This window comes from Cryobacterium sp. MLB-32 (assembly GCF_000738085.1).
Taxonomy (GTDB): domain Bacteria; phylum Actinomycetota; class Actinomycetes; order Actinomycetales; family Microbacteriaceae; genus Cryobacterium.
Map to the genome: position 1 here is coordinate 1 of NZ_JPRS01000156.1, position 22,750 is coordinate 22,750.

Consider the following 22,750-nt stretch of genomic DNA (forward strand, 5'->3'; position numbering starts at 1 on the left):
TCGGACCTCTGAAGAACAAGTCAGAGGCCAAGGCGGAGACTAACGCACATAAGGCTGCTGAAAAGGCAGACAAGGTAGCCGATAAGGCAGACAAGGTTGCCGATAAGGCAGCGAAACTGGAGGAAAAAGATGCCTAAGATGAAGACCCACTCTGGCACGAAGAAGCGGTTCAAGGTCACCGGAAGCGGCAAGATCATGAAGCAGCAGGCCGGCATGCGCCACAACCTCGAGGTGAAGAGCACGAGCCGCAAGTCTCGCCTGAACCAGGACCAGGTGCTGGCCAAGTCCGACACCAAGGTCATCAAGAAGCTTCTCGGTCTGTAAATCAGGCTGCAGACCGAACACGTATAAGGAACCGAAAAAATGGCAAGAGTAAAGAGGGCCGTCAACGCCCACAAGAGTCGTCGCGTCATTCTCGAACGCGCCAAGGGCTACCGTGGCCAGCGTTCGCGTCTGGTAACCAAGGCCAAGGAGCAGCTCACTCACTCCTTCACCTACAACTACCGTGACCGCCGTGCACGCAAGGGTGACTTCCGTCGCCTGTGGATCCAGCGCATCAACGCTGCATCGCGTGCAAACGGCCTCACCTACAACCGTCTGATCCAGGGCCTTGGCCTTGCAGGCATCGAGGTTGACCGTCGCATGCTCGCCGAGCTGGCCGTCAACGAGCCCGCCACCTTCGCGGCCCTCGTCGAGTCCGCCAAGTCCGCTCTTCCCGCCGACACGTCGGCACCGAAGGTCGCAGCAGCGTAGTTTGACAGCATGAAGTGAAAAGGAGCGGGCTGCATTGGCAGCCCGCTCCTTTTCTGCTTGTAGGCTTGATGCATGCTTGATAATCCACGTTCACCGCGCGTTAGAGCCGTCGCGAAACTTGCGAAGCGCGACGCGCGTACAGAGACGGGACTGTTCCTTCTCGAAGGCCCGCAGGCCGTTTCCGAAGCCCTCACCTTCCGTCCAGAGTTGGTCGTAGAGCTCTACGCCACGCCCACCGCCCTCGACCGCTACACCGACATCGCCGCCTCGGCCGTTGCCGCTGGTGTCGAGGTGGAGTTCGTCTCCGAAGAAGTACTCGATGCCATGGCCGACACGGTCACGCCGCAGGGTTTCGTTGCCGTCTGCCACCAGTTCCCCACCTCGGTGAAGAAGATCTTCGCCGCCGAGCCCAAGCTCGTCGTCATCCTCGAGGAGGTGCGCGACCCGGGTAACGCGGGAACGATCATTCGCGCCGCGGATGCCGCCGGTGCCGATGCCGTGATCCTCTGTGGCCGCAGCGTCGACCTGTACAACCCCAAGGTCATCCGTTCCTCCACGGGCTCGATCTTCCACCTGCCCGTCGCCATCGCGGCGACGCTGGAAGACGTGCGTGACCGCGTGCGCACCTCCGGGATCCAGCTTCTGGCCGCCGACATCAAGGGCGACGACCTGCTGACTGCCCGCAACGAGGGCCTGCTCGCCGCGCCGACCGCGTGGTTGTTCGGCAACGAGGCTCGCGGACTCACCGACGAAGACCTCGCCAAGGCCGACCGGGCGATCAGCGTGCCCATCTACGGTCACGCGGAATCCATGAACCTGGCCACCGCCGCATCCGTCTGCCTGTACGAAAGCGCCTTCGCCCAGCGCAGCTGATTCACCGTGTGAAACAACCGCCCCCGCCGGTACCCACTGTTACGAATGGGTTACTGTCGGGGGTTTGGTGCGCCGGGGGGCAGTGTGTGTTCTAAGTTGGGGGGTATGGAGCCAATAGACGCTACGCCGGCCACCTCGAACATCACGGTCCGTCGTGGCGAACCGCTGGTCGTGGTGAAAGACATTAATAAGCACTACGGGGAACTGCACGTTCTCAAGAACATCAACGCCGTGGTCAACCGCGGCGAGGTCGTCGTGGTGATCGGACCGAGTGGATCCGGTAAGTCCACCCTGTGCCGCGCGATCAACCGCCTCGAGACGATCGATGACGGCGTGATCACCATCGACGGCGTCAAGCTGCCCGAGGAGGGCAGGGCTCTTGCCACCCTGCGCGCCGATGTGGGAATGGTGTTTCAGGCGTTCAACCTGTTTGCCCACAAGACCGTGCTCGAGAACGTGACTCTGGGGCCGATCAAGGTGCGCGGCCTGAAGAAAGCCGACGCCGAGAAGAAGGCGATGGCCCTGCTCGACCGCGTCGGAGTGGCCAACCAGGCCCAGAAGATGCCGGCGCAGCTCTCCGGTGGTCAGCAACAGCGCGTTGCGATCGCGCGCGCCCTCGCCATGGATCCGAAGGTCATCTTGCTCGATGAGCCCACGAGCGCCCTCGACCCCGAGATGATCAACGAGGTGCTCGAGGTCATGGTCGACCTCGCCAACGACGGCATGACCATGATCGTTGTCACCCACGAGATGGGCTTCGCCCGCAAGGCCGCGGACCGGGTGATCTTCATGGCAGAGGGCGAAATCGTGGAGGAAACCACTCCCGAGGAATTCTTCACCAATCCCCAAAGCACGAGAGCGCAAGACTTCCTCTCAAAAATACTTGCCCACTAAAACGGTGAGCATGACCACACAGCAGCAGTACCCAGCAATCAGGAGAAAAACCATGAGACTCAAAAAAGGTCTAGTGATTTCGGCCATTGCCATCGCAAGTGCGCTCGTTCTGAGCGGCTGCAGCGACTCAGGCGCCACGTCCTCCTCGGACGCGCCCGTCGCTGCCACCACCGACTTCGCCGCCGGCACCACGATGGCGAGACTGGCGGACGCGGGCACCATCAACATCGGCACCAAGTTCGACCAGCCGTTGTTCGGCCTCAAGGGACCCGACGGCAAGCCCGTCGGCTTCGATGTGGAGATCGGCAAGATCATCGCGGGCAAGCTCGGCATCCCCGCCAGCGGCATCAACTGGACCGAGACCGTGTCCCAAAACCGCGAACCGTTCATCGAGAACGGGGATGTCGATCTCGTCATCGCGACCTACACGATCAACGACACCCGCAAGGAGAAGGTGTCCTTCGCCGGACCGTACTACTTGGCTGGTCAGGACCTTCTCGTGCTCGCCGGCAACCCGGACAAGATCACCGGCCCCGAGGACCTCGCCGGCAAGAAGGTGTGTACCGTGAGCGGCTCCACATCGGAGAAGAACATTGCCGCCTACACGACGGACATCATCGCCACGGACGCCTACTCCAACTGCCTCGGCCCGCTTCGCAGCGGTGAAGTGGCCGCCGTCACCACCGACAACGTGATTCTCGCCGGCCTCGCCGACCAGAACGCCGGTGAGTTCGAGGTCGTCAACAACGCGTTCACCGAGGAGCCTTACGGCATCGGCCTGGCGCGCGACGACACCGAGTTCCGCTCGTTCATCAACGACGTTCTCGAAGAGTCCTACGCGGATGGCAGCTGGGTCAATGCCTGGGAGTCCACCGCGGGTGCCGTGCTCAACACCCCGACCCCTCCGGCCGTCGACCGCTACTAGGTCGACCGTCCCAGTCGGTAACCCGCACTGAGCCGTAGCGACCCGCCCGTGAGGGCGGGTCGCTACGGCGATGTTGCCCAGCACGTTCTCAATACCCTTGACCGAACCACAGACAGACAGACTAAAGAAGAGGAGGTGAGTTGTGGACGCAGTCATCGACAACCTGCCGCTGTTCCTGGAAGGCTTCCGGAACACTCTGGGCCTGCTCCTTATCGCCGCCGTCGGCGCCTCCGTGCTCGGGATGATCATCGCCGCGATGCGCATCTCACCGATCTCGTCCTTTCGCATGTTCGGCACCGCGTACACGGAGCTCGTGCGCAACACTCCGCTCACCCTCGTGCTCTTCTTCTGCGCGTACCTGCTGCCCTACCTGCAGTTCACCCCGGGATATTTCATCCTGGCCGCCATCGGCCTCACCGTCTACACCTCCCCGTTCGTCGCCGAGGCACTCCGATCCGGCGTCAACGGCGTGCATGTGGGGCAGGCCGAGGCGGCACGCAGCGTCGGTCTCACCTTCGGACAGACACTCTCCTTCGTGGTCATGCCCCAGGCGATCCGTATGGTGGTTCCCCCGCTGATCAACGTGCTCATCGCCCTGACCAAGAACACGTCGGTCGCCGGCGCGTTCTTCGTCTTCGAACTGTTCGGGGCGGCCCGTAAGGTGACCAATGTTCGCGGTGATGAGGTACTCGCGATCCTGCTCGCGGTCGCGGCGTTCTACCTGATCATCACCATTCCTTTGGGCCTCATCGCCGGCAGGATCGAGAAGAAGGTGGCGGTGCTCCGATGAGTTCTGTCCTGTACGACGCCCCCGGGCCAAAATCCCGCGCGCGTTCCCGCCTGATCTCGATCATCGGGGCGGTCATCCTGATCGGCGGTCTGATCGCCCTGATCGTGGTCCTCGGCCTGCCCAAGGCCAGCGCCAACGGCGCGGTGCAGCCCGGCCTGTGGGACCCGAGCCGCTGGGACATCTTCGGCGACCTGCTCATCTGGCGTACCCTCGCCTTCGGCGCCCTGGCAACCCTGAAGATGGCCGCGGTCGCCGCCGTGTTCGCCATCGTGATCGGCGTACTGTTCTCCTTCGGGCGGTTGTCAGCAAGCGCCTGGATCCGTATTCCCACCACCGTCGTGCTGGAATTCTTCCGCGGCATGCCGGTGCTGCTGATGATGCTGTTCATCCTCTTGGTGTTCTCGACCGGGTCATTCTGGGCCGGAGTTGCGGCCCTCTCCGTCTACAACGGCGCCATCATCGGTGAGGCGCTCCGGGCCGGCATCAACGCCCTCCCGCGCGGTCAACGCGAGGCCGGCCTCGCAATCGGGCTCACCCCCGTGGCGACCCGGTTCCGCATCGAGTTCCCCCAGGCGTTCCGGCAGATGCTTCCGGTCATCATCGCGCAGTTGGTGGTGCTGCTCAAGGACACCTCTCTGGCCTTCGTCGTGGCCTACGAGGAACTGCTCCGCGCCGGCCTCTACAACCTCAGCAACTTCTTCGGCAACCAGTACAAGTTTTCGTTCTTCTTCATCGTGCTGGCCATCTATCTGGCCATGAACCTGTCGCTGTCCTGGCTGGCGCGCCGAATCGCCAAGCGCACCGGCCCGCAGGCCGGCAGCGTCACCAAGGATGACGCTGACGAGCCGATCGATCCGCAGATCGTCTACACGAGGGCTCTCGGGGCCCAATCGACGGGCTCACTCGGCGGATCCTAGGAAGGGCTGTAAACTCGGGACTTGTGTCCGAACCTACAGCTCCCACTCCGCCCACTGAGATTTCTGAATCGGCGGTGAGCGCGGCCGTAGAGGCCGCCCTCGCCGCCATTTCCGTTGCCGAGACCTCCGCCGCCCTCAAGGCCGTGCGGTCCGAGCACGTGGGGGAGTCCTCCCCGCTCGCCAAGCTCAACGGCCTGATGCGCACGGTGCCCGGCGACCAGAAGGCCGCCGCCGGCAAGCTGCTCGGCCAGGCCCGCGGTCGCGTCACCCAGGCGCTCACGGCGCGGGAGACCGAGATCGGCGAGGCAGAGGCCATCGCCCAGCTTGCCGCCGAAACGGTGGACGTGACCGCCGCGGCGTCAACGTGGAAGCCCGGAGCACGGCATCCGATCTCGCTGCTCACGGAGCGCGCCTCCGACGTGTTCGTGGCCATGGGCTGGGAAGTGGCCGAAGGGCCCGAGCTCGAGAGCGAATGGTTCAACTTCGACGGGCTCAACTTCGACGAAGACCACCCGGCCCGCGCCATGCAGGACACCTTCTTCGTAGAGCCCACGGATGCGCACCTCGTGCTGCGCACGCAGACCTCGCCCGTACAGCTGCGCGCGTTGCTCTCCCGCGACCTGCCCGTGTATGTCGTGGCGCCCGGCCGCGTGTTCCGCACCGACGAACTCGATGCCACGCACACCCCGGTGTTCAACCAGATCGAGGGCATCGCCATCGACAAGGGCCTCACCATGGCCCACCTGCGCGGCACGCTTGACCACTTCGTGAAGGCACTTTTCGGCCCCGAGGCGAAGGTGCGCCTGCGCCCCAACTACTTCCCGTTCACCGAGCCGAGCGCCGAGCTCGACGTGTGGCACCCCACCTTCAAGGACGGCGCACGCTGGATCGAGTGGGGCGGCTGCGGCATGGTGCACGCCAATGTGCTGCGCGCGGCCGGAATCGACCCGGAGGTCTACTCCGGGTTCGCATTTGGCGTGGGCGTGGAACGAGCACTGATGTTTCGAAATGACGTAAAGGACATGCACGACATGGTCGAGGGCGATACCCGGTTCAGCCAGCAGTACGGGATGAACATCTGATGCGCGTACCACTGAGCTGGCTGGGCGAATACGTCGACCTGGCCCCCGGCACCACGCCCGAAGACGTGCACGCTGCGCTGGTGAGCGTCGGCCTCGAAGAGGAAGACATTCACCGCTTCGAGCTGTCCGGCCCGATCGTGGTCGGCGAGGTGCTCGAGTTCGTCGGCGAGCCGCAGACTAACGGCAAGACCATCAACTGGTGCCAGGTGCGCGTCGCACCCGGCGACGAGCTCGCCGCCGACGGCGGACCCGCCATCCACGGCATCGTCTGCGGCGCACACAATTTCGTGGTCGGCTCCAAGGTCGTCGTGACCCTGCCCGGATCCGTGCTGCCCGGCCCGTTCCCGATCGCCCCGCGCAGCACCTACGGCCACATCTCCGACGGCATGATCGCCTCCGCGCGCGAGCTCGGCCTCGGCGACGAGCACGACGGCATCCTGCTCTTGTCCTCCCTCGGCCTCGACGACGCCGAGGTGGGCACGGATGCCATCGCCCTGCTCGGCCTCGACGATTCCGCCGTCGAGATCAACGTGACGCCCGACCGCGGCTACGCGTTCTCCATCCGCGGTGTCGCCCGCGAATACGCCCACGCCACCGGGGCCACCTTCCGCGATCCCGCCCTCGGCCAGGCCGCGTTCTCACCGGCCACCATCTTCCCGGTGGTCATCGACGACGAGGCTCCCATCCGCGGTCGCCTCGGCGCCAGCGTGTTCATCACGCGGGCCGTTCGCGGTGTGGATCCGACCCGGCCCACTCCGGCCTGGATGGTGTCCCGGCTCGGGCTCGCCGGCATCCGCTCGATCTCGCTCGTGGTCGACGTGACCAACTACGTGATGATCGAACTCGGCCAGCCCATCCACGGCTACGACCTCGACAAGCTCACCGGTGGCATTCTGGTGCGCCGGGCGCAGCCGGGCGAGAAGATCACCACCCTCGACGACGTCGTGCGCACGCTGACGCGCGAAGACCTGCTGATCACCGACGAGTCCGGGCCCATCGGCCTGGCCGGCGTCATGGGCGGGGCCACCACCGAAATCGACTCGACGAGCGTGAACGTGCTCGTCGAGGCCGCGAACTTCGACCCGGTATCGATCGCCCGCTCCGCTCGCCGGCACAAGCTGCCGAGCGAGGCATCGCGTCGCTTCGAACGCGGCGTCGACCCCGCCGTGGCCACTGTGGCGGCCGCCCGCGTGGTGCAGCTGCTCGTCGACCTCGCCGGGGGAGTAGCCGACGACCTCGGCTCCATCCACGACGACAGCCCGGCACCCGTCGCCATCCACCTGCCCACCGGTTTCATCTCGGGCCTGATCGGGCTCGAGTACACCGGCGACGAGGTGCGCGACTCGCTCACCGAGATCGGCACCGTGCTCGAGGAGAGCGACGGCGACCTGCTCGTCACCCCGCCCACCTGGCGCCCCGACCTCACCGACAAGTGGACGCTCGCCGAGGAGGTCGCCCGCATTGTGGGCTACGACCGCATCCCCTCCGTGCTGCCCGTCGCGCCTCCCGGCCGCGGCTTCACCCGCTCGCAGACCCTTCGTCGCACGGTCGCGCAGACCCTCGCCGCCACGGGGCACACCGAGGTTCTCGCGTACCCGTTCCTGTCCAAGAAGGCGAACGCCGAATTCGGCGGCGCCGACCTGGCGCAGATTCGCGTGGCCAACCCGATGGATGGAGCGGCGCCCTTCCTGCGCACCACCCTGCTGCCCGGGCTGCTCAACGTGGCGCACCGCAACCGCTCGCGCGGACTCGTCGACGTGTCCATCTACGAGCAGGGCCTTGTGTTCCTGCCCGAGGCCGGCGTCACCTACGGCGTTCCTGTTGTCCCTCCGGGCGCCGAGAAGCCCAGTGTCGAGGTGCAGGCCGCCCTGAACGCCGGAATCCCGCCGCAGCCGTTGCACCTCGGTGTCGTTCTCGTGGGAAACACGCGTCGTCACCAGCCCGGTCACCCCGCCACGCCCGCCGGCTGGCAGGATGCCCTCGCCGCCGTCGCTCAGGTGTCCCTCGCCACGGGCGTCACGATCCAGGTGCGCCAGGGTTCGCGTCCGGGTATGCACCCCGGCCGCACCGCCGAGCTCTTCGTCACCACGGATGCCGGCGACCTGGTCGTCGGCTTCGCCGGCGAACTGCTGCCGACGGTCGCCCGTGACTACGATCTGCCGTCGCTTGTCGCCGTCGCCGAGATCAACCTCGAGTCCGTGATCGCTCAGGCGGACGCGGTTGTCTCGGCGACGGAAATCGGCACCAAGCCGGCCGCCACTCAGGATCTCTCGCTCGTGGTGGGCGTCGAGGTTCCTGCCGGTGACGTGCGTGCCGCCGTGATCGAAGGCGCCGGGGAGCTGCTCGAGCGGCTCGACCTCGTCGACGACTACCGCGGCGCGGGCATCGAGCCGGGTCAGAAGTCGCTGACGTTCGCGCTGCGCTTCCGCGCGCCGGACCGCACCCTCACCGCGGCGGAGGCGAGCGAGGCCCGCCTGGCCGGCGTAGCCCTCGCATCCGCTCGCTTCGGGGCCACCCTCCGCGAGTAGCCCGTCCCCACGCCCCGTCCCCACCCATCGCGGCACTCGTCTGGCAAGGCGGCACTCGTCTGAACGAGTGCCCGCCCGTCAAACGAGTGCCGCGCCGGTGCCGGTCCCGCCAAGGGGCGACCCGCGAGGCCGTTTGTCTCGCCGACGCCTTCGCTGGCCCCGCCCGTCGTCGTGGCCCTCATTCGGCACGCGGGCACGCGTCTGAACAGGTGCGCGCCACCCCAACGAGTGCCGCGGAGAGATGACCCCGGCCAACTCCCCGGTGTCGGTGGGCGCCGGTAGCGTGTCACGCACTTACTCAGTGAATCTCGTGCCGAGAACATGGAGAAGAACGTGAAGGTTCTGGTAGCGACCCGAGCAACGCACGGGCGGCGTGACACCGATCAGGCAGACTGCGTCGAGGGCGAGTTGGTGTGGATGAAAGACCCGTGTGACGTGAGCAGGGACAATCCCGACGGCGAGTGTGCCTGTGGGCGGTCCTTCTTTGGGATGAGCTCCGATAAAGAGACCACGATGGCCCTCGTCCGGGACCTCCCGGGTCTCACACCCCGGTCGTACGAGCGGGCCATGCGTTCCACCTTCGACGCTCACGGCTGGTGCTCAACCTGCCCGAGCGTGCAGTTCCGAGAGCACGTCGCCATCATGGCTCGGTTGGCCGCCGCGCTTCCCGATGGAACGATCGTGGGTCGCCGACTCGATTCCCTGGTGGTCCGACCTCGGTGACCCGAGTCGTCCCTCGCGGCACTCGTCTGGCAGGAACGCACTCGTTTGGACGAGTGCCGCCGACTCAGACGAGTGCCGCGCCGGGCAGATGCTTGCGGGGTCGCAGAACCTGGGCGCGGGGTACGCCCTTCTCGCACAAGAATCGATAGAACGCCTGGGAGTTGAAGGCTCGATCCCAGTCCCAGCGGTCGAAGCTGTTGACGAGCGGGCGGAGCAGGTCCTCCCGTTTCTTCTCGGCCTTGACCACCCCCGCGGCGTCCTTCCCGTCCATTACCGCCGCCAGCGTGTACTTCATGTCGCCGTCGAATTCGCCGATCTTGCGCACGCTCCGCCAGAGGAAGTCGACATAGAACGTGCGCCCGTTAACGTCGAACCGCACCTGCAGCTCGGGAATCTCGAAGCCCAGCTCCTCGAACCGCACCCGGCTGAGGGATTCGCCAGCGTTGGCGGAAAGCTCATTTGCGAAAGCGATTGCCCGGTGGGCCGCGCGCCACCCCACCCGTGGGTGGACCACCGCAAGTTCCGTGAGGAGCGTGTCTTTGGTGATCGGAGGCATCCCTCGGATTCCTGTCTCGCGTTGGGCCTTGAGACGTGACGCTTCCTGATGGAGCACGTGGTCGACCATTGCGACTCCGATGAGAAAGCTGGACCCCGCTGCCATGTCGACGACCGTGCGGGCCAGGCCGGTCACTTTTACGCCCGCCACCCGCGTCGATGTGGGGTCGGGCATACCACGATGCGCCGTGAGCAGCGGGTGGCTGCTCCCGCCTCTGGCTTCGGGAAACAGCGCATGGGTCGTGGCCGGCCACGCACCGATCAGCGGCAGCCCGTGCATGACCGCGGCGGAATGGTGGGAAAGCAGGAGCTCTGAACCGGCGTGAGCCGCAGTGGCCCGCACGAGGAAGCGGTACCGGCCGTCGGGCTGCTCGGCCCGCCACTTCGGGCCGAGCACGTACCAGCCAGTTCGCACACGCACGAGTTCGCCGCGGTGCACCAGCGCGCCGATTGCAGAGGAGTTCACGCCCGACGAGCGGAGCGCCGCGGCCGGAATAAGTCCATCGTTCAGCGCGTCGTATGTCTCAAGTATCTCCAGCATGCCGACAGACTGCCGCTGGTCCAGCCCCGTGAAGGGGCCAAACGCGGGATCTGTGCGGAACGCGCCCGGACGGCTGCTGTGGGGGAGTGGGCCTCAGCCGTGGGGCACTGACTTGGCAGCGCGGCACTCGTGCAGACAAGTGCCGGCCGCGCAATCGCGTGCCGCAAGCGGGACAACCGGGACGGCAGTGATGCGCGGGAGATGTGGAACGCGCGTACGGGTGGGTCGGGGGGAGCGGCCGGATGATGTCGCGGCACTGGTCTGGCGCGCACGGCACTCGTTCAGTCGAGTGCCGTGCGCGCAACGGAGTGCCGCGAGGCGCGAGAGCGGGGTGGGCGGTGACGCGGGTACCGCGACGGCGCACGGGCGGGCGGGAAACTGGGGGGCGGCGGGGGGCGCGGTAAGTTTGAAGCATGGTTTTTTCGGTGGCAGTGGCGGGCGCGAGTGGCTATGCGGGCGGAGAACTGCTGCGATTGTTGGCTGGGCACCCCGAATTCGCGGTGCGCACGGTCACCGCGAACAGCAACGCGGGGCAGCGCCTCGTGGACGTGCAGCCGCATCTGCGGTCCCTGGCCCACCTCACGCTGAGTGAGACCACGCCCGAGTCGCTCAGCGGCCACGATGTCGTGTTCCTCGCCCTGCCGCACGGCAAGTCCGGTGAGCTCACCGCGCATCTATCCGCTGACACCCTCGTCGTGGACTGCGGCGCCGACCATCGCCTTGAGAGTGAGAAGGACTGGGCAGCGTTCTACGGCGGCGACTACTACGGCGCCTGGGCCTACGGCGTTCCCGAACTCCCCACCGCGTCCGGACGTCTCCGCGACCTGCTCGCGAGCGCGCGCCGCATCGCGGCCCCCGGCTGCAACGCGAGCACGGTGGCGCTCGCCCTGGCCCCAGGCATCCATGCCGGCGTGATCGAGGAGGCCGACCTGGTGGCCGTGCTCGCGGTCGGGCCGTCCGGGGCCGGCAAGAGCCTCACGGTGCCGAACCTGGCGGCGGAGATTCTCGGCTCCGCCAACCCGTATGCCGTCGGCGGCACTCACCGGCACATTCCCGAGATCCAGCAGAGCCTGCGGTGGGCCGGTGCGAGCCACCCCACCATCTCATTTACGCCCGTGATTGTGCCGATGTCGCGCGGCATCCTCTCGACCGCCACGGCCCGCCTCGTTCCCGGAACGAGCGTCGCCGCCGTGCGCGCCGCCTGGGAAGAGGCCTACGCCGACGAACACTTCGTGCACGTGCTGCCCCCGGGTCATTTCCCCCGCACCGCCGACGTTCTGGGCGCGAACACCGCGCTGATCGGTCTCGCCGTGGACGAGGCAGCGGGCCGCGTGGTCACGATCACCGCGGTGGATAATCTTGTCAAAGGCACCGCCGGCGCTGCCATCCAATCGGCCAATATCGCCCTCGGCCTGCCCCAAGCTCTGGGGCTGACCATGAATGGAGTTGCCCCATGAGTGTCACCGCAGCAGCAGGATTCGCCGCCGCCGGCGTTACCGCCGGACTCAAGCTATCGGGCGGTCTCGACCTCGCCCTCGTGCAGAACCTCGGCCCGCTCACGAGCTGCGCCACCGTGTTCACGGCGAACCGATGCCAGGCCAACCCGGTGATCTGGAGCAAACAGGTGATGCAGGACGGCGTCGTGAGCGCCATCGTTCTCAACTCCGGCGGGGCCAACTGCTACACCGGCACCATCGGATTTCAGACCACCCACGCCACCGCCGAGGCCGTGGCCACGGGCCTCGATATCTCTGCGGGTGACGTTCTTGTCTGCTCCACCGGCCTGATCGGCGAGCAGCTCAACCTCGATCTCGTCACCGCCGGCGTGGTCGATGCCGCCCTCGCCCTGAAAACGGATGCCGCCACCACGCCCGACGCGGCACTCCTGGCCGCCCGGGCCATCATGACGACCGACACCACGCCGAAGCAGTCCGTGCAGGTGTCCCCGGCCGGCTGGACCGTGGGCGGCATGGCCAAGGGCGCCGGTATGCTCGCGCCCGGCCTCGCCACCATGCTCGTGGTCATCACGACGGACGCCGTGCTCAGCTCCGCGCAACTCGACACCGCCCTGCGCCAGGCCACCCGCGTCACCTTCGACCGTCTCGATTCTGATGGCTGCATGTCCACGAACGACACCGTGAGCCTGCTCGGCTCCGGCGCGAGCGGGATCGAGGCCGACGAGGCCGAATTCACCGCCGCCCTCGTGGCCCTCTGCCAGGACCTCACCCTGCAACTGCAGGGTGACGCCGAGGGGTCCGCCCACGACGTGGCCATCGAGGTGCGCAACGCGGCCTCCGAAACCGACGCCGTCACGGTGGCCCGCGCGGTATCGCGCAGCGCGCTGTTCAAGACCGCCATTTACGGCAACGACCCCAACTGGGGTCGGGTGCTGGCCGCGGTAGGTACCACGGATGCCGCCTTCGACCCGTACGGAATCGATGTCGCCATCAATGGGGTGCAGGTCTGCACCGCGGGGGAGCCGGACCAGCCGCGCGAGCTCGTGGACCTCATACCGCGCGCCGTCTCCGTGGTCATCGACCTGCACGAGGGCGCCGAGACCGCCACAGTGTGGACGAACGACCTCACCAAGGAATACGTTGAAGAGAACAGCGCGTACTCCAGCTGATGCCCGATACCGAACCCGACAGTAGCCCAGCGGAGGCCGCGATCAAGGCCGCAACGCTGATCGAGTCCCTCCCGTGGCTCAAGAAGTTCCACGACCAGATCGTGGTCGTGAAGTTCGGCGGCAACGCCATGGTGAGCGAAGAGCTGCAACGTGCCTTCGCCGAGGACATGGTCTACCTGCGCTACGCCGGCATCCGCCCGGTGGTCGTGCACGGCGGCGGCCCGCAGATTTCCTCCATGCTCGCCCGGCTCGGGATCGAGAGCGAATTCCGCGGCGGCTACCGGGTGACGACCCCCGAAGCCATGGACGTCGTGCGTATGGTGCTCACCGGCCAGATCAACCGCGACCTCGTCAGCCACATCAACCAGCACGGCCCGCTCGCCGCCGGCCTGTCCGGTGAAGACGCCGGCCTGTTCCGGGGCCGACGCCGCGGCGTGGAGATCGACGGCGAAATGGTCGACCTCGGCCTCGTCGGCGACGTCGTGGGCGTCGACCCCGAGGCCGTGCACGCGCAGCTCTCCGCCGGACGTATCCCCGTCGTCTCGTCGATCGCCCCGGACTCGGACGTGCCCGGCCAGTCCCTCAACGTCAACGCGGATGCTGCCGCGGCCGCCCTGGCGATCGCCCTCGGTGCCGCCAAGCTCGTCATTCTCACCGACGTGGCCGGCCTCTACTCCGACTGGCCCAACCGCGAGTCCCTCGTCTCGATGATCGACGTGCCCACGTTGCGGGCACTGCTGCCCGATCTCGAGTCGGGCATGATCCCCAAGATGACGGCCTGCCTCGACGCCGTCGAGGGCGGCGTGGCGAAGGCGGCGATCATCGACGGTCGGGTGCCGCACTCGATCCTGCTCGAAATTTTCACCGGAAGCGGCATCGGCACGGAGGTAGTACCCGCATGACCAGCACCACAACCACCTGGCAGGATCGCTACGCCGCCGCGATGATGGGCACGTTCGCACCGCCCCTCGCCCTTCTCGTGCAGGGCAAGGGCTGCTACGCCTGGGACGACGCGGGCACCGAATACCTCGACTTCCTCGCCGGCATCGCCGTCAACTCTCTCGGCCACGCCCACCCCGACCTGGTCGCGGCCGTCTCCGCGCAAGTGCAGGCCGTCGCGCATGTGTCCAACTACTTCGCGAGCGAGCCGCAGCTCGACCTCGCCGAGCGTCTTCAGCGGGTCACCGGGGCCGGGGCCGAGGGGCGCGTCTACTTCTGCAACTCGGGCACGGAGGCCAACGAGGCCGCCTTCAAGCTCGCTCGTCTCAATGTGACCGGCGGGCACCGCACGCGCATCCTGACCCTCATCGATTCCTTCCACGGCCGCACCATGGGTGCCCTCGCGCTCACCGGCAAGCCCGCCATGCAGGCCCCGTTCGACCCGATGCCCGGGGGAGTCGAGCACATCGACAGCACCCTCGAGGCGCTTGAGGTCGCGATCGACGACACGGTCGCCGCGTTCGTGCTGGAACCGATCAAGGGCGAGGCCGGCGTATTGCCCCTGCCCGACGGCTACCTGCGCCGCGCCCGCGAACTCTGTACCCGGCACGGCGTGCTGCTCATCATCGATGAGATCCAGACCGGCGTCGGTCGCACCGGCGCGTGGTTCGCCTTCCAGCACGAGGGCATCCAACCGGATGCCGTCACCCTCGCCAAGGGGCTGGGCGGCGGCCTGCCGATCGGTGCCCTGGTGACCTTCGGTGCGGCATCCGCCCTGTTCCAGCGCGGCCAGCACGGCTCGACCTTCGGCGGCAACCCGCTCGTGACCGCCGCCGCCAACACCGTGCTCACGGTAATCGAACGCGACGATCTCGTGGCCAACGCCGCCCGCCGCGGGGAGCAGTTGCGCGAGATCATCGCCGGGCTCGGCTCGCCGCTCATCGACGGTGTACGGGGCCGCGGCCTCCTGCTTGGCGTGGCCTTGCACGAGCCGGTCGCGCACGAGCTTGCGGCGGCCGCGCTGAAGGCCGGGCTGATCGTGAACGCGCCCAACGACTCGACCATCCGCCTCGCACCCCCGCTCATCGTGGGCGACGCCGAAATCGCCGAATTCGAGCGGCGATTCGGGCAGGCACTGGCCACGCTCTAGAGTTGACAGATTCCGTACCCGATCGAAAGTGATACCGTGACCCGCCACTTCCTGCGCGACGATGACCTCTCCCCGGCCGAACAGGCCGAAATTCTCGACCTCGCCCTGGAACTGAAGCGAGACCGATTCGCCGTTCGACCGCTGGCCGGACCGCAGACCGTCGCCGTGATCTTCGACAAGTCGTCCACGCGCACCCGGGTGTCCTTCGCCGTCGGCATCGCCGACCTCGGCGGCAGCCCGCTCATCATCAGCACCGCGAACAGCCAGCTCGGCGGCAAGGAAACCGCCTCCGACACCGCCCGCGTGCTGGAGCGTCAGGTAGCGGCCATCGTGTGGCGTACCTACGGTCAGGCCGGGCTCGAAGAAATGGCCCTCGGCACAACCGTGCCGGTGATCAACGCGCTGAGCGACGATTTCCACCCGTGCCAGCTGCTCGCCGACCTGCTCACCATCCGGGAACACCGCGGCGACCTCGCGGGACAGACCATCGCGTTCCTCGGGGACGGCGCCTGCAACATGGGTCAGTCTTATCTGCTGGCCGGCGCTACCGCCGGCATGCACGTGCGCATCGCGTCTCCCGCCGGCTACACGCCGACCGACGCGGTCGTTGCGGATGCCGCGGCCATCGCCGCGCGCACCGGCGGCTCCGTGGCCCTCTTCACCGACCCGCTTGACGCGGTCGCCGGCGTCGATGTGGTCATCACCGACACTTGGGTGTCGATGGGCAAAGAAGAAGAGAAGGCAACGCGCCTCGGCGACCTCGGTCGCTACCGCGTGGACGCCGACATGATGGCGCTCGCGAAGCCGGGCGCGCACTTCATGCACTGCCTGCCGGCGGATCGCGGCTATGAGGTGACGGCCGACGTCATCGACGGCCCGCAGAGCATCATCTGGGACGAGGCGGAAAACCGCCTGCACGCCCAGAAGGCACTGCTGGTCTGGCTTCTCGCCCACTAGCCCCCGGTGGTCGAGTCGGTCGAGACCCCACCACGTAAACTTGCAACTGATCAAAGATTTAGGGAGAACCATGGCTGAACGTGTTGTGCTCGCATACTCCGGTGGACTGGATACCTCTGTTGGTATCGGCTGGCTGAAAGACGCTACCGGCAAAGAGGTTGTCGCCCTCGCCGTCGACGTCGGACAAGAGGGCGAGGACATGGACGTCATCCGTCAGCGCGCACTTGACTGCGGCGCCGTCGAATCGATCGTCATCGATGCCAAGGATGAGTTCGCGAACGACTACATCGTTCCTACCCTCAAGGCCAACGCCCTGTACCAGAAGCGCTACCCGCTCGTCTCTGCCATCAGCCGTCCGCTGATCGCCAAGTACCTCGCTTCCACGGCCATCGAGCTCGGCGCGGACAGCGTTGCGCACGGCTGCACCGGCAAGGGCAATGACCAGGTTCGCTTCGAAGCCGCCGTCGCGGCCCTCGCGCCCGACCTCACGTCGCTCGCCCCCGTGCGCGACTTCGCCCTCACCCGCGACAAGGCGATCGAATACGCCGCCACGCACAACCTGCCCATTGCGCAGTCGAAGAAGAGCCCGTACTCGATCGACCAGAATGTGTGGGGCCGCGCGGTCGAGACCGGATTCCTCGAGGACCCGTGGAACGCTCCGATCGAAGACCTCTACACCTACACGCAGGACCCGTCGATCACCCGCGCACCCACCGAGGTCGTCATCTCCTTCGACCAGGGCGTGCCCGTCGCCATCGACGGCAAGAAGGTCACCCCGTTGCAGGTCGTTCAGCTGATGAACCGCCTCGCCGGCGACCAGGGTGTCGGACGCATCGACATCGTCGAAGACCGGCTCGTGGGCATCAAGAGCCGCGAAATCTACGAAGCCCCCGCGGGAATGGCCCTCATCGCCGCCCACGAAGAGCTCGAGAACATGACCCTGGAGCGCGACGTCGCCCGCTACAAGCGCGGTGTCGAGAGCAAGTGGGCCGAGCTCGTTTATGACGGTCTGTGGTTCTCCGGGCTCAAGCGCAGCCTCGATGTCTTCATCGAAGACACCCAGAAGTACGTGACCGGAGACATCCGTCTCAAGATGCACGCCGGCTCGGCCGTCGTCACCGGCCGCTCGAGCACCACGAGCCTCTACGACTTCAACCTCGCCACGTACGACACCGGTGACTCCTTCGACCAGTCCATGGCCAAGGGATTCATCGAGCTGTGGTCACTGCCGAGCAAGGTGGCCGCACGACGCGACGCCGCCGCGAAGTAGGGCACGCGTGTCGGGCGAGAAGAACGCGAACCGCGCCGGAAAGGCGGGCGCTCTCTGGGGCGGTCGCTTTGCCGGGGGACCGTCGCCGGAGCTGGCGAGACTGAGCAAGTCGACCCACTTCGACTGGCAGCTGGCCGAATACGACCTGCGGGGATCCCGGGCACATGCCCGGGCCCTGTCGGCCGCCGGTTACCTGACCGAGGACGAATTGGTCACGATGATCGCGGCCATCGACCTTCTCGCCCGTGATGTGGCCGAAGGCCGGTTCGCGCCGGCGGACAGCGATGAAGACGTGCACTCGGCTCTGGAGCGTGGCCTCATCGACCGGGTCGGGGTCGAGGTCGGCGGCAAGCTCCGTGCCGGACGCAGCCGCAACGACCAGGTGGCCACTCTGGTGCGCATGATGCTGCGCGACCATGCGGCCATCATTTCGACTTATGTCATCGAGCTCATCGACGCCCTCGCCGAACAGGCGGAGGTGCACTTCGACGCCATCATGCCGGGCCGCACCCACCTGCAGCACGCCCAGCCGGTGCTGCTCGCGCATCACCTGCTCGCGCACTGCTGGCCGCTCGTGCGCGACCTCGAACGTTTCGTCGACTGGGGCAAGCGCGCGAACTTCTCGCCCTACGGTGCGGGCGCTCTCGCCGGCAACACCCTCGGGCTCGACGCGAACCTTGTGGCGGCCGACCTCGGCTTCGGCGCCGTGGTGGAGAACTCCATCGACGGCACCGCGAGCCGCGACCTCGTGGCCGAGTTCGCGTACATCGCGGCGCAGATCGGCATCGATATGTCGCGACTGGCCGAGGAGATTATTCTCTGGAACACCAAGGAATTCGGCTTCGTCACGCTGGACGACGCGTATTCCACCGGCTCCTCGATCATGCCGCAGAAGAAGAACCCGGACATCGCCGAGCTCGCGCGTGGCAAGTCCGGACGCATGATCGGCAATCTGACGGGGCTGCTGACCACTCTCAAGGGCCTGCCGCTCGCGTATAACCGCGACCTGCAGGAAGACAAAGAGCCGGTCTTCGACTCGATCGAAACCCTCGAGGTGCTGCTGCCGGCGTTCGCGGGCATGATCGCCACGATCACGTTCCACACCGACCGGATGGCCGAACTGGCGCCGCAGGGGTTCTCCCTGGCAACGGATGTCGCGGAGTGGCTCGTGAAGCGCCACGTCTCGTTCCGGGATGCCCACGAGATCACCGGGTCGCTGGTGAAGTTCGCGGAGACGAACGGCCTCGACCTGCACGAGGTCGACGACGAATCCCTGCTCGCCATCTCGCCGCACCTGGTGCCGGCCGTTCGCGAGGTGCTCACGATCCGCGGGTCCGTCGACAGCCGCGACGGTGTGGGTGGCACGGCTCCGGTGAGGGTCGCCGAGCAGCGCGCCGCCCTCGTCGAGCGCGTCCGTAAGCTGGCGGTCGCCCTCACCGCATAGCCCGAATGGTTTTCGACGCCCGGCAGTTCGCACGGCCATCCCTCGAGATGGCCCCGCTGCTGCTGGGCGCGATACTGTCCCGCGACGATGTCTCGGTACGAATCACCGAGGTTGAGGCCTACCTCGGCGAAGATGATCCCGGATCCCACGCCTTTCGCGGAATGACGAAGCGCACGGCCACCATGTATGGCCCACCCGGTCACCTCTATGCGTATTTCAGTTACGGCATGCATGTGTGTGCCAACGTCGTGTGCTCGCCCGAGGGCACGGCATCCGCCGTTTTGCTGCGCGGTGGGCAGATCGTGGCCGGGCTTGATGAGGCGCGGCGGCGTCGCCCCACCGCGCACAACGACCGAGACCTCGCCCGCGGGCCGGCGCGACTCACCAAGGCAGTAGGGATCTTGCTGGCCGATGACACGGCGGACCTGAACGCGGAGCCGTTCGACCTCCGGCTGCCGGAGCACCCGGTGTCATTTCTCACCGGGCCGCGCACAGGCGTGGGCGGAGAGGGCGGGGGACCCGCATTCCCGTGGCGGTTTTGGATACCAGAGGAGGCATCCGTTTCGCCGTACCGGCGGCACCCACGCGCCTGACCGTGCCTAGTCCACCCGGGGCGTTGGCGCCGGAGGGTGGTCCGCGATCATTCCGCGGTGCTCTGGTTACACGAGGGCAAAGTGCACGAGGGCGGCGCAGGCGCAGGCCCAGATGAGGCTGGCGAACGTGCCGATGATGAATCGTTCGCGCGCCTCGGACGACGACAGCTCGGTGAAACGGCCGACGCCCTTGATCGCCACGACGACGGCGATGGCCTCAGGGAACCCGGCGAGGATGGCACCGGTGACGGCGAACCTCTCCAACATGCCGATGGCAAGGCCGCCGCGCAGCACCTCATGCACGGCGTTGTCCACCGCGCCGACGGTATCGACCATAATTCCGCCGTACTGGCCGGAGGCAACGCTTCCGCGGGTGGCGAGGTTCAGGGCGAGCACGGCCATGGGTGCTCCACCGACCACGGCGAGGGCGATGGCCAGCATGCCGAGCACGATGCCGAACGATGACGGTCCGGCCGGTGTGGGCACGGCGGCCATCACCAGCGCGGCGGCGAGGGCGGCGACGGAGCCGATGGCGAACACCCGGCGATGCAGCTTGAAGGCAAGCGCCGCGCAGACGAGTGAGCCCAGGGTGGTGAGCAGGAGCACGACCCAATAGAGGAATGTGAGTACGGTGAAGGACTCTTCGGGGTTCATGCGGGGGTGTCCGTTTCACTTGAGGAGAGGTCGAGATTCTCTAGCAGCCTAACGATTGCGGGCCGGGCCGTCTGTTCGACGCGGAATTCGGTGGCCTTCACCCGCTGGCTGACGGCTGCCGTCGAGATACCGAGGGCTGCCGCGATATCCACCTGACGCAGGCCCTGCTCCAACAGGTCCACCGCCTCCCATCCTTCGCTCGATCGGCGCTCGCGCAGCAGGAGCAGCATGGCCAGCAGCGCCTCGACCTGGTCGGCGGTGAGCACCGACGCTTCCTCGGGCTGCATGTCGATCGCGACGTGGGCATCCGCTTTCTTGGCACGCGTCACGGCCTTCCGCGCCGCGATGAAGGCGGCACCCGATGCCTGGCGGGTGGAGGCGGCCAGGGGCGTGCGCACACCGCCGATGCCGAGGCCGATGCTCCAGTACCCGGAGCGGTGCAAGAGCAGGATGGCATCGAGGGTGATCTGGGCGTCCGCGATCATTACCTGAATCTCATCACCGGAGGTCTGATCGGGCGGGAGGGTGAAACCCGCGCCGTAACGGATGCTGAGTTCGGCGATCATCTCACCGGCGCGGTCGCGATCATGACGACTGTCGATCTGGTCTGCGGTAATAACGAACATGCAGATAAGCCTGTATCCTTCATATAGATAAATCAAGTCTCTAGAGTGAATTATACCCAAATAAGTCTCGGTAGTTAATTTAGTCCACTCCCTTCGCGCTGGTAATCTGGGGCTGTGTCAGACCCCGCCATCCTCAGTAAGCAGACCAATGATTCATCCTTCGACAACGTCTGGGAGGAGATCACGTGGCGCGGCCTCGTGCACGTTTCGACCGACGAGTCGGAGTTGCGCACGCTGCTCGCGGGCGATCCCATCACGTACTACTGCGGGTTCGACCCCACAGCAGCCAGCCTGCACCTCGGAAACCTTGTGCAACTGCTGCTCATGCGACGCCTGCAACTGGCAGGCCACCGCCCGCTGGGCCTCGTGGGCGGGTCAACCGGACTGATCGGCGACCCACGCCCAACGGCCGAGCGCACACTCACCCCGGTCGAAACGGTCAATGAATGGGTCGGTTACCTGCAGGCCCAGGTGTCGCGGTTTCTCAGCGCCGAGGGCGAGAACGCCGTGACCATGGTGAACAACCTCGACTGGACCGCGCCGCTGTCGGCCATCGACTTCCTGCGTGAGGTGGGCAAATATTTCCGGGTGGGCACCATGCTCAAGAAGGATGCCGTGAGCGCGCGTCTTAACTCGGATGCGGGCATCAGCTACACCGAGTTCAGCTACCAGATCTTGCAGGGCCTTGACTACCTCGAGCTGTTTCGCTCCTACGGTTGCGTTCTGCAGACCGGTGGAAGCGACCAGTGGGGCAACCTCACGAGCGGCACCGACCTGATCCGCCGTGCCGAAGGGGGCAGCGTGCATGCGATCGGCACGCCGCTTATCACCAACAGCGACGGCACCAAGTTCGGCAAGAGCGAGGGGAACGCCATCTGGCTCGACCCCAAGCTGACGAGTCCCTACGCCTTCTACCAGTTCTGGCTCAACACCGACGACGCCGACGTGATCTTTCGCCTCAAGGTGTTCACGTTCCTCAGTAAGGCCGACATCGATCGACTCGCCGAGGCCGTCGATGCTGAGCCGTTCAAGCGTGAAGCTCAGCGCACACTCGCGTTCGAGGTGACGAGCCTCGTGCACGGGGTCGGGGCGACGGATGCGGCGATCAACGCCGCGCAGGCCCTTTTCGGTCAGGGTGACCTGAGCGATCTGGATCCCGAGACCCTGGAGGCGGCCCTGCGGGAGTTGCCGAACACGACCACGGCGCCGCACACCTCCGTCGTGCAGCTGCTGCTTGACACCGGACTGACCAAGAGCCTCGGCGAGGCTCGGCGTGCTGTGGTCCAGGGGGGTGTGTACCTCAACAACGTGAAGGTTGCAAGCGACGAAGAAACCATCGAGGGCAATGTGCTGCCCGGGGGAGTGGCCGTTCTGCGGCGCGGAAAGAAGACTCTCGCCGGCGTCTTCGTGGAATAACGGGCAGCACTTTGCCCTGTTGTTGGTCGAGGCGCGACGGAGGAGCGCTTGGATCGAGATCTCGACAGGCTCGATCCGGCGGCCTGTCGAAATCGAGACCGCGTGCCGTGTTCTCGGTACGTTTCCGGCATGTTTCACGCGGGTTGCGAATGCGACACGCCCGGGATGAGATCGAGACTTGCGGCCCCCGAGGATTCACCGTAATGTCATCTAAGTCGCCCCACAGGTGCGGAAAGCTGCTCAGCTTCTCGGCCTCATGCGGGACAAATACCAACTCAAGATATAGCGATTTCATCGCCTGTCTTGTCTTGGAAAGTGAAGTGCTCCAGTGCAATGGCCTTGTGGTCGGCGGCTGGGTGCGTCCGATCCTTGAGAACTCAACAGCGTGCACAATGTCAAATGCCAAAAACCTCGGTTGTAGGGCTCGTTTCTAGCGAGTACCGCAATAGAGATTCCTTTGGAATATGAATTGAAAGTCGTGGTTTCGATCACGC

Annotated in this window: 22 protein-coding genes; 19 read left to right on the top strand and 3 right to left on the bottom strand. The window is 66.3% G+C overall.

All coding sequences use genetic code 11. The annotated features are described in order from the left end of the window. Positions 1-129 precede the first annotated feature (129 nt). The 10 genes from rpmI to JF66_RS14050 all read left to right on the top strand — a co-directional run bounded on the left by rpmI (position 130) and on the right by JF66_RS14050 (position 9,485). Positions 130-324 carry a 50S ribosomal protein L35 gene (gene rpmI, locus JF66_RS14005; protein ID WP_035879089.1) on the top strand — a complete coding sequence of 65 codons (195 nt, stop codon included), beginning with the start codon at positions 130-132 and terminating at the stop codon, positions 322-324. Positions 325-363: 39 nt separating this feature from the next. Beyond that, positions 364-753 carry a 50S ribosomal protein L20 gene (gene rplT, locus JF66_RS14010; protein ID WP_035879090.1) on the top strand — a complete coding sequence of 130 codons (390 nt, stop codon included), beginning with the start codon at positions 364-366 and terminating at the stop codon, positions 751-753. 72 nt (positions 754-825) lie between these two features. Then, a complete protein-coding gene (locus tag JF66_RS14015; protein ID WP_035879091.1) occupies positions 826-1,626 on the top strand; it encodes an RNA methyltransferase in 801 nt (266 codons plus the stop codon). 105 nt (positions 1,627-1,731) lie between these two features. Beyond that, positions 1,732-2,520: an amino acid ABC transporter ATP-binding protein gene (locus JF66_RS14020; protein ID WP_051973552.1), complete on the top strand. Its 789-nt coding sequence runs from the start codon at positions 1,732-1,734 to the stop codon at positions 2,518-2,520. A gap of 52 nt (positions 2,521-2,572) precedes the next feature. After that, positions 2,573-3,445, top strand: a complete 873-nt coding sequence (locus JF66_RS14025; protein ID WP_035879092.1) for a glutamate ABC transporter substrate-binding protein — start codon at positions 2,573-2,575, stop codon at positions 3,443-3,445. A 142-nt stretch (positions 3,446-3,587) separates the two neighbouring features. Next, on the top strand, positions 3,588-4,235 hold the full coding sequence (locus JF66_RS14030; RefSeq protein WP_035879093.1) for an amino acid ABC transporter permease: 648 nt from the start codon (positions 3,588-3,590) through the stop codon (positions 4,233-4,235). After that, positions 4,232-5,152 carry an amino acid ABC transporter permease gene (locus JF66_RS14035; protein WP_051973553.1) on the top strand — a complete coding sequence of 307 codons (921 nt, stop codon included), beginning with the start codon at positions 4,232-4,234 and terminating at the stop codon, positions 5,150-5,152. The genes JF66_RS14030 and JF66_RS14035 overlap by 4 nt, the downstream gene beginning before the upstream one ends. Before the next feature lie 74 nt (positions 5,153-5,226). Then, positions 5,227-6,234 (top strand): phenylalanine--tRNA ligase subunit alpha, encoded by a 1,008-nt coding sequence (gene pheS / locus JF66_RS14040; RefSeq protein ID WP_231556432.1) that lies wholly within the window; start codon positions 5,227-5,229, stop codon positions 6,232-6,234. Then, on the top strand, positions 6,234-8,762 hold the full coding sequence (gene pheT / locus JF66_RS14045) for a phenylalanine--tRNA ligase subunit beta (protein WP_035879095.1): 2,529 nt from the start codon (positions 6,234-6,236) through the stop codon (positions 8,760-8,762). Before pheS ends, pheT begins: the two co-directional genes overlap by 1 nt. Before the next feature lie 333 nt (positions 8,763-9,095). Then, on the top strand, positions 9,096-9,485 hold the full coding sequence (locus JF66_RS14050; RefSeq protein WP_156109802.1) for a hypothetical protein: 390 nt from the start codon (positions 9,096-9,098) through the stop codon (positions 9,483-9,485). A gap of 64 nt (positions 9,486-9,549) precedes the next feature. On the opposite strand, the gene JF66_RS14055 is transcribed toward JF66_RS14050, so the two are convergent. Then, positions 9,550-10,581, bottom strand: a complete 1,032-nt coding sequence (locus JF66_RS14055; protein ID WP_035879097.1) for a hypothetical protein — start codon at positions 10,579-10,581, stop codon at positions 9,550-9,552. A gap of 413 nt (positions 10,582-10,994) precedes the next feature. Between JF66_RS14055 and argC the strand changes: the two genes are divergently transcribed. The 8 genes from argC (at position 10,995) to JF66_RS14095 (ending at position 19,560) form a co-directional block, all read left to right on the top strand. Next, the gene (gene argC, locus JF66_RS14060; RefSeq protein ID WP_035879098.1) at positions 10,995-12,038 is read left to right on the top strand and encodes an N-acetyl-gamma-glutamyl-phosphate reductase; all 1,044 of its coding nucleotides are present in this window, start codon (positions 10,995-10,997) and stop codon (positions 12,036-12,038) included. After that, positions 12,035-13,207: a bifunctional glutamate N-acetyltransferase/amino-acid acetyltransferase ArgJ gene (argJ, locus tag JF66_RS14065; protein ID WP_035879099.1), complete on the top strand. Its 1,173-nt coding sequence runs from the start codon at positions 12,035-12,037 to the stop codon at positions 13,205-13,207. Before argC ends, argJ begins: the two co-directional genes overlap by 4 nt. Next, complete coding sequence (argB, locus tag JF66_RS14070) at positions 13,207-14,109, top strand: acetylglutamate kinase (protein ID WP_035879100.1); 903 nt, start codon at positions 13,207-13,209, stop codon at positions 14,107-14,109. Before argJ ends, argB begins: the two co-directional genes overlap by 1 nt. After that, positions 14,106-15,296: an acetylornithine transaminase gene (locus tag JF66_RS14075; protein WP_035879101.1), complete on the top strand. Its 1,191-nt coding sequence runs from the start codon at positions 14,106-14,108 to the stop codon at positions 15,294-15,296. Before argB ends, JF66_RS14075 begins: the two co-directional genes overlap by 4 nt. 36 nt (positions 15,297-15,332) lie before the next feature. Next, positions 15,333-16,253 (top strand): ornithine carbamoyltransferase, encoded by a 921-nt coding sequence (gene argF, locus JF66_RS14080; protein ID WP_035879102.1) that lies wholly within the window; start codon positions 15,333-15,335, stop codon positions 16,251-16,253. A 70-nt stretch (positions 16,254-16,323) separates the two neighbouring features. Then, positions 16,324-17,523, top strand: a complete 1,200-nt coding sequence (locus tag JF66_RS14085) for an argininosuccinate synthase (protein WP_035879103.1) — start codon at positions 16,324-16,326, stop codon at positions 17,521-17,523. A 7-nt stretch (positions 17,524-17,530) separates the two neighbouring features. Beyond that, on the top strand, positions 17,531-18,967 hold the full coding sequence (gene argH, locus JF66_RS14090; RefSeq protein ID WP_035879104.1) for an argininosuccinate lyase: 1,437 nt from the start codon (positions 17,531-17,533) through the stop codon (positions 18,965-18,967). A gap of 5 nt (positions 18,968-18,972) precedes the next feature. Further along, complete coding sequence (locus JF66_RS14095; protein WP_035879105.1) at positions 18,973-19,560, top strand: DNA-3-methyladenine glycosylase; 588 nt, start codon at positions 18,973-18,975, stop codon at positions 19,558-19,560. Positions 19,561-19,626: 66 nt separating this feature from the next. Here JF66_RS14095 and JF66_RS14100 read toward each other — a convergent pair whose 3' ends face one another. Next, complete coding sequence (locus JF66_RS14100) at positions 19,627-20,214, bottom strand: hypothetical protein (RefSeq protein WP_035879106.1); 588 nt, start codon at positions 20,212-20,214, stop codon at positions 19,627-19,629. Continuing rightward, the gene (locus JF66_RS14105; RefSeq protein WP_035879107.1) at positions 20,211-20,840 is read right to left on the bottom strand and encodes a hypothetical protein; all 630 of its coding nucleotides are present in this window, start codon (positions 20,838-20,840) and stop codon (positions 20,211-20,213) included. The genes JF66_RS14100 and JF66_RS14105 overlap by 4 nt, the downstream gene beginning before the upstream one ends. Before the next feature lie 114 nt (positions 20,841-20,954). Here JF66_RS14105 and tyrS point away from each other — a divergent pair, with 114 nt between their 5' ends. Continuing rightward, entirely contained in the window at positions 20,955-22,256 is a 1,302-nt protein-coding gene (gene tyrS / locus JF66_RS14110) for a tyrosine--tRNA ligase (RefSeq protein WP_035879108.1), read from the top strand. Positions 22,257-22,750: the final 494 nt, after the last annotated feature.

Excerpts from the sequence above, each read along its gene's own strand:
- rpmI (WP_035879089.1), top strand. The coding sequence starts at position 130 with ATGCCTAAGATGAAGACCCACTCTGGCACGAAGAAGCGGTTCAAGGTC.
- rplT (WP_035879090.1), top strand. The coding sequence starts at position 364 with ATGGCAAGAGTAAAGAGGGCCGTCAACGCCCACAAGAGTCGTCGCGTC.
- JF66_RS14015 (WP_035879091.1), top strand. The coding sequence starts at position 826 with ATGCTTGATAATCCACGTTCACCGCGCGTTAGAGCCGTCGCGAAACTT.
- JF66_RS14020 (WP_051973552.1), top strand. The coding sequence starts at position 1,732 with ATGGAGCCAATAGACGCTACGCCGGCCACCTCGAACATCACGGTCCGT.
- JF66_RS14025 (WP_035879092.1), top strand. The coding sequence starts at position 2,573 with ATGAGACTCAAAAAAGGTCTAGTGATTTCGGCCATTGCCATCGCAAGT.
- JF66_RS14035 (WP_051973553.1), top strand. The coding sequence starts at position 4,232 with ATGAGTTCTGTCCTGTACGACGCCCCCGGGCCAAAATCCCGCGCGCGT.
- pheT (WP_035879095.1), top strand. The coding sequence starts at position 6,234 with ATGCGCGTACCACTGAGCTGGCTGGGCGAATACGTCGACCTGGCCCCC.
- JF66_RS14055 (WP_035879097.1), bottom strand. The coding sequence starts at position 10,581 with ATGCTGGAGATACTTGAGACATACGACGCGCTGAACGATGGACTTATT.
- argC (WP_035879098.1), top strand. The coding sequence starts at position 10,995 with ATGGTTTTTTCGGTGGCAGTGGCGGGCGCGAGTGGCTATGCGGGCGGA.
- argJ (WP_035879099.1), top strand. The coding sequence starts at position 12,035 with ATGAGTGTCACCGCAGCAGCAGGATTCGCCGCCGCCGGCGTTACCGCC.
- argB (WP_035879100.1), top strand. The coding sequence starts at position 13,207 with ATGCCCGATACCGAACCCGACAGTAGCCCAGCGGAGGCCGCGATCAAG.
- JF66_RS14075 (WP_035879101.1), top strand. The coding sequence starts at position 14,106 with ATGACCAGCACCACAACCACCTGGCAGGATCGCTACGCCGCCGCGATG.
- JF66_RS14085 (WP_035879103.1), top strand. The coding sequence starts at position 16,324 with ATGGCTGAACGTGTTGTGCTCGCATACTCCGGTGGACTGGATACCTCT.
- JF66_RS14095 (WP_035879105.1), top strand. The coding sequence starts at position 18,973 with ATGGTTTTCGACGCCCGGCAGTTCGCACGGCCATCCCTCGAGATGGCC.
- JF66_RS14100 (WP_035879106.1), bottom strand. The coding sequence starts at position 20,214 with ATGAACCCCGAAGAGTCCTTCACCGTACTCACATTCCTCTATTGGGTC.
- JF66_RS14105 (WP_035879107.1), bottom strand. The coding sequence starts at position 20,840 with ATGTTCGTTATTACCGCAGACCAGATCGACAGTCGTCATGATCGCGAC.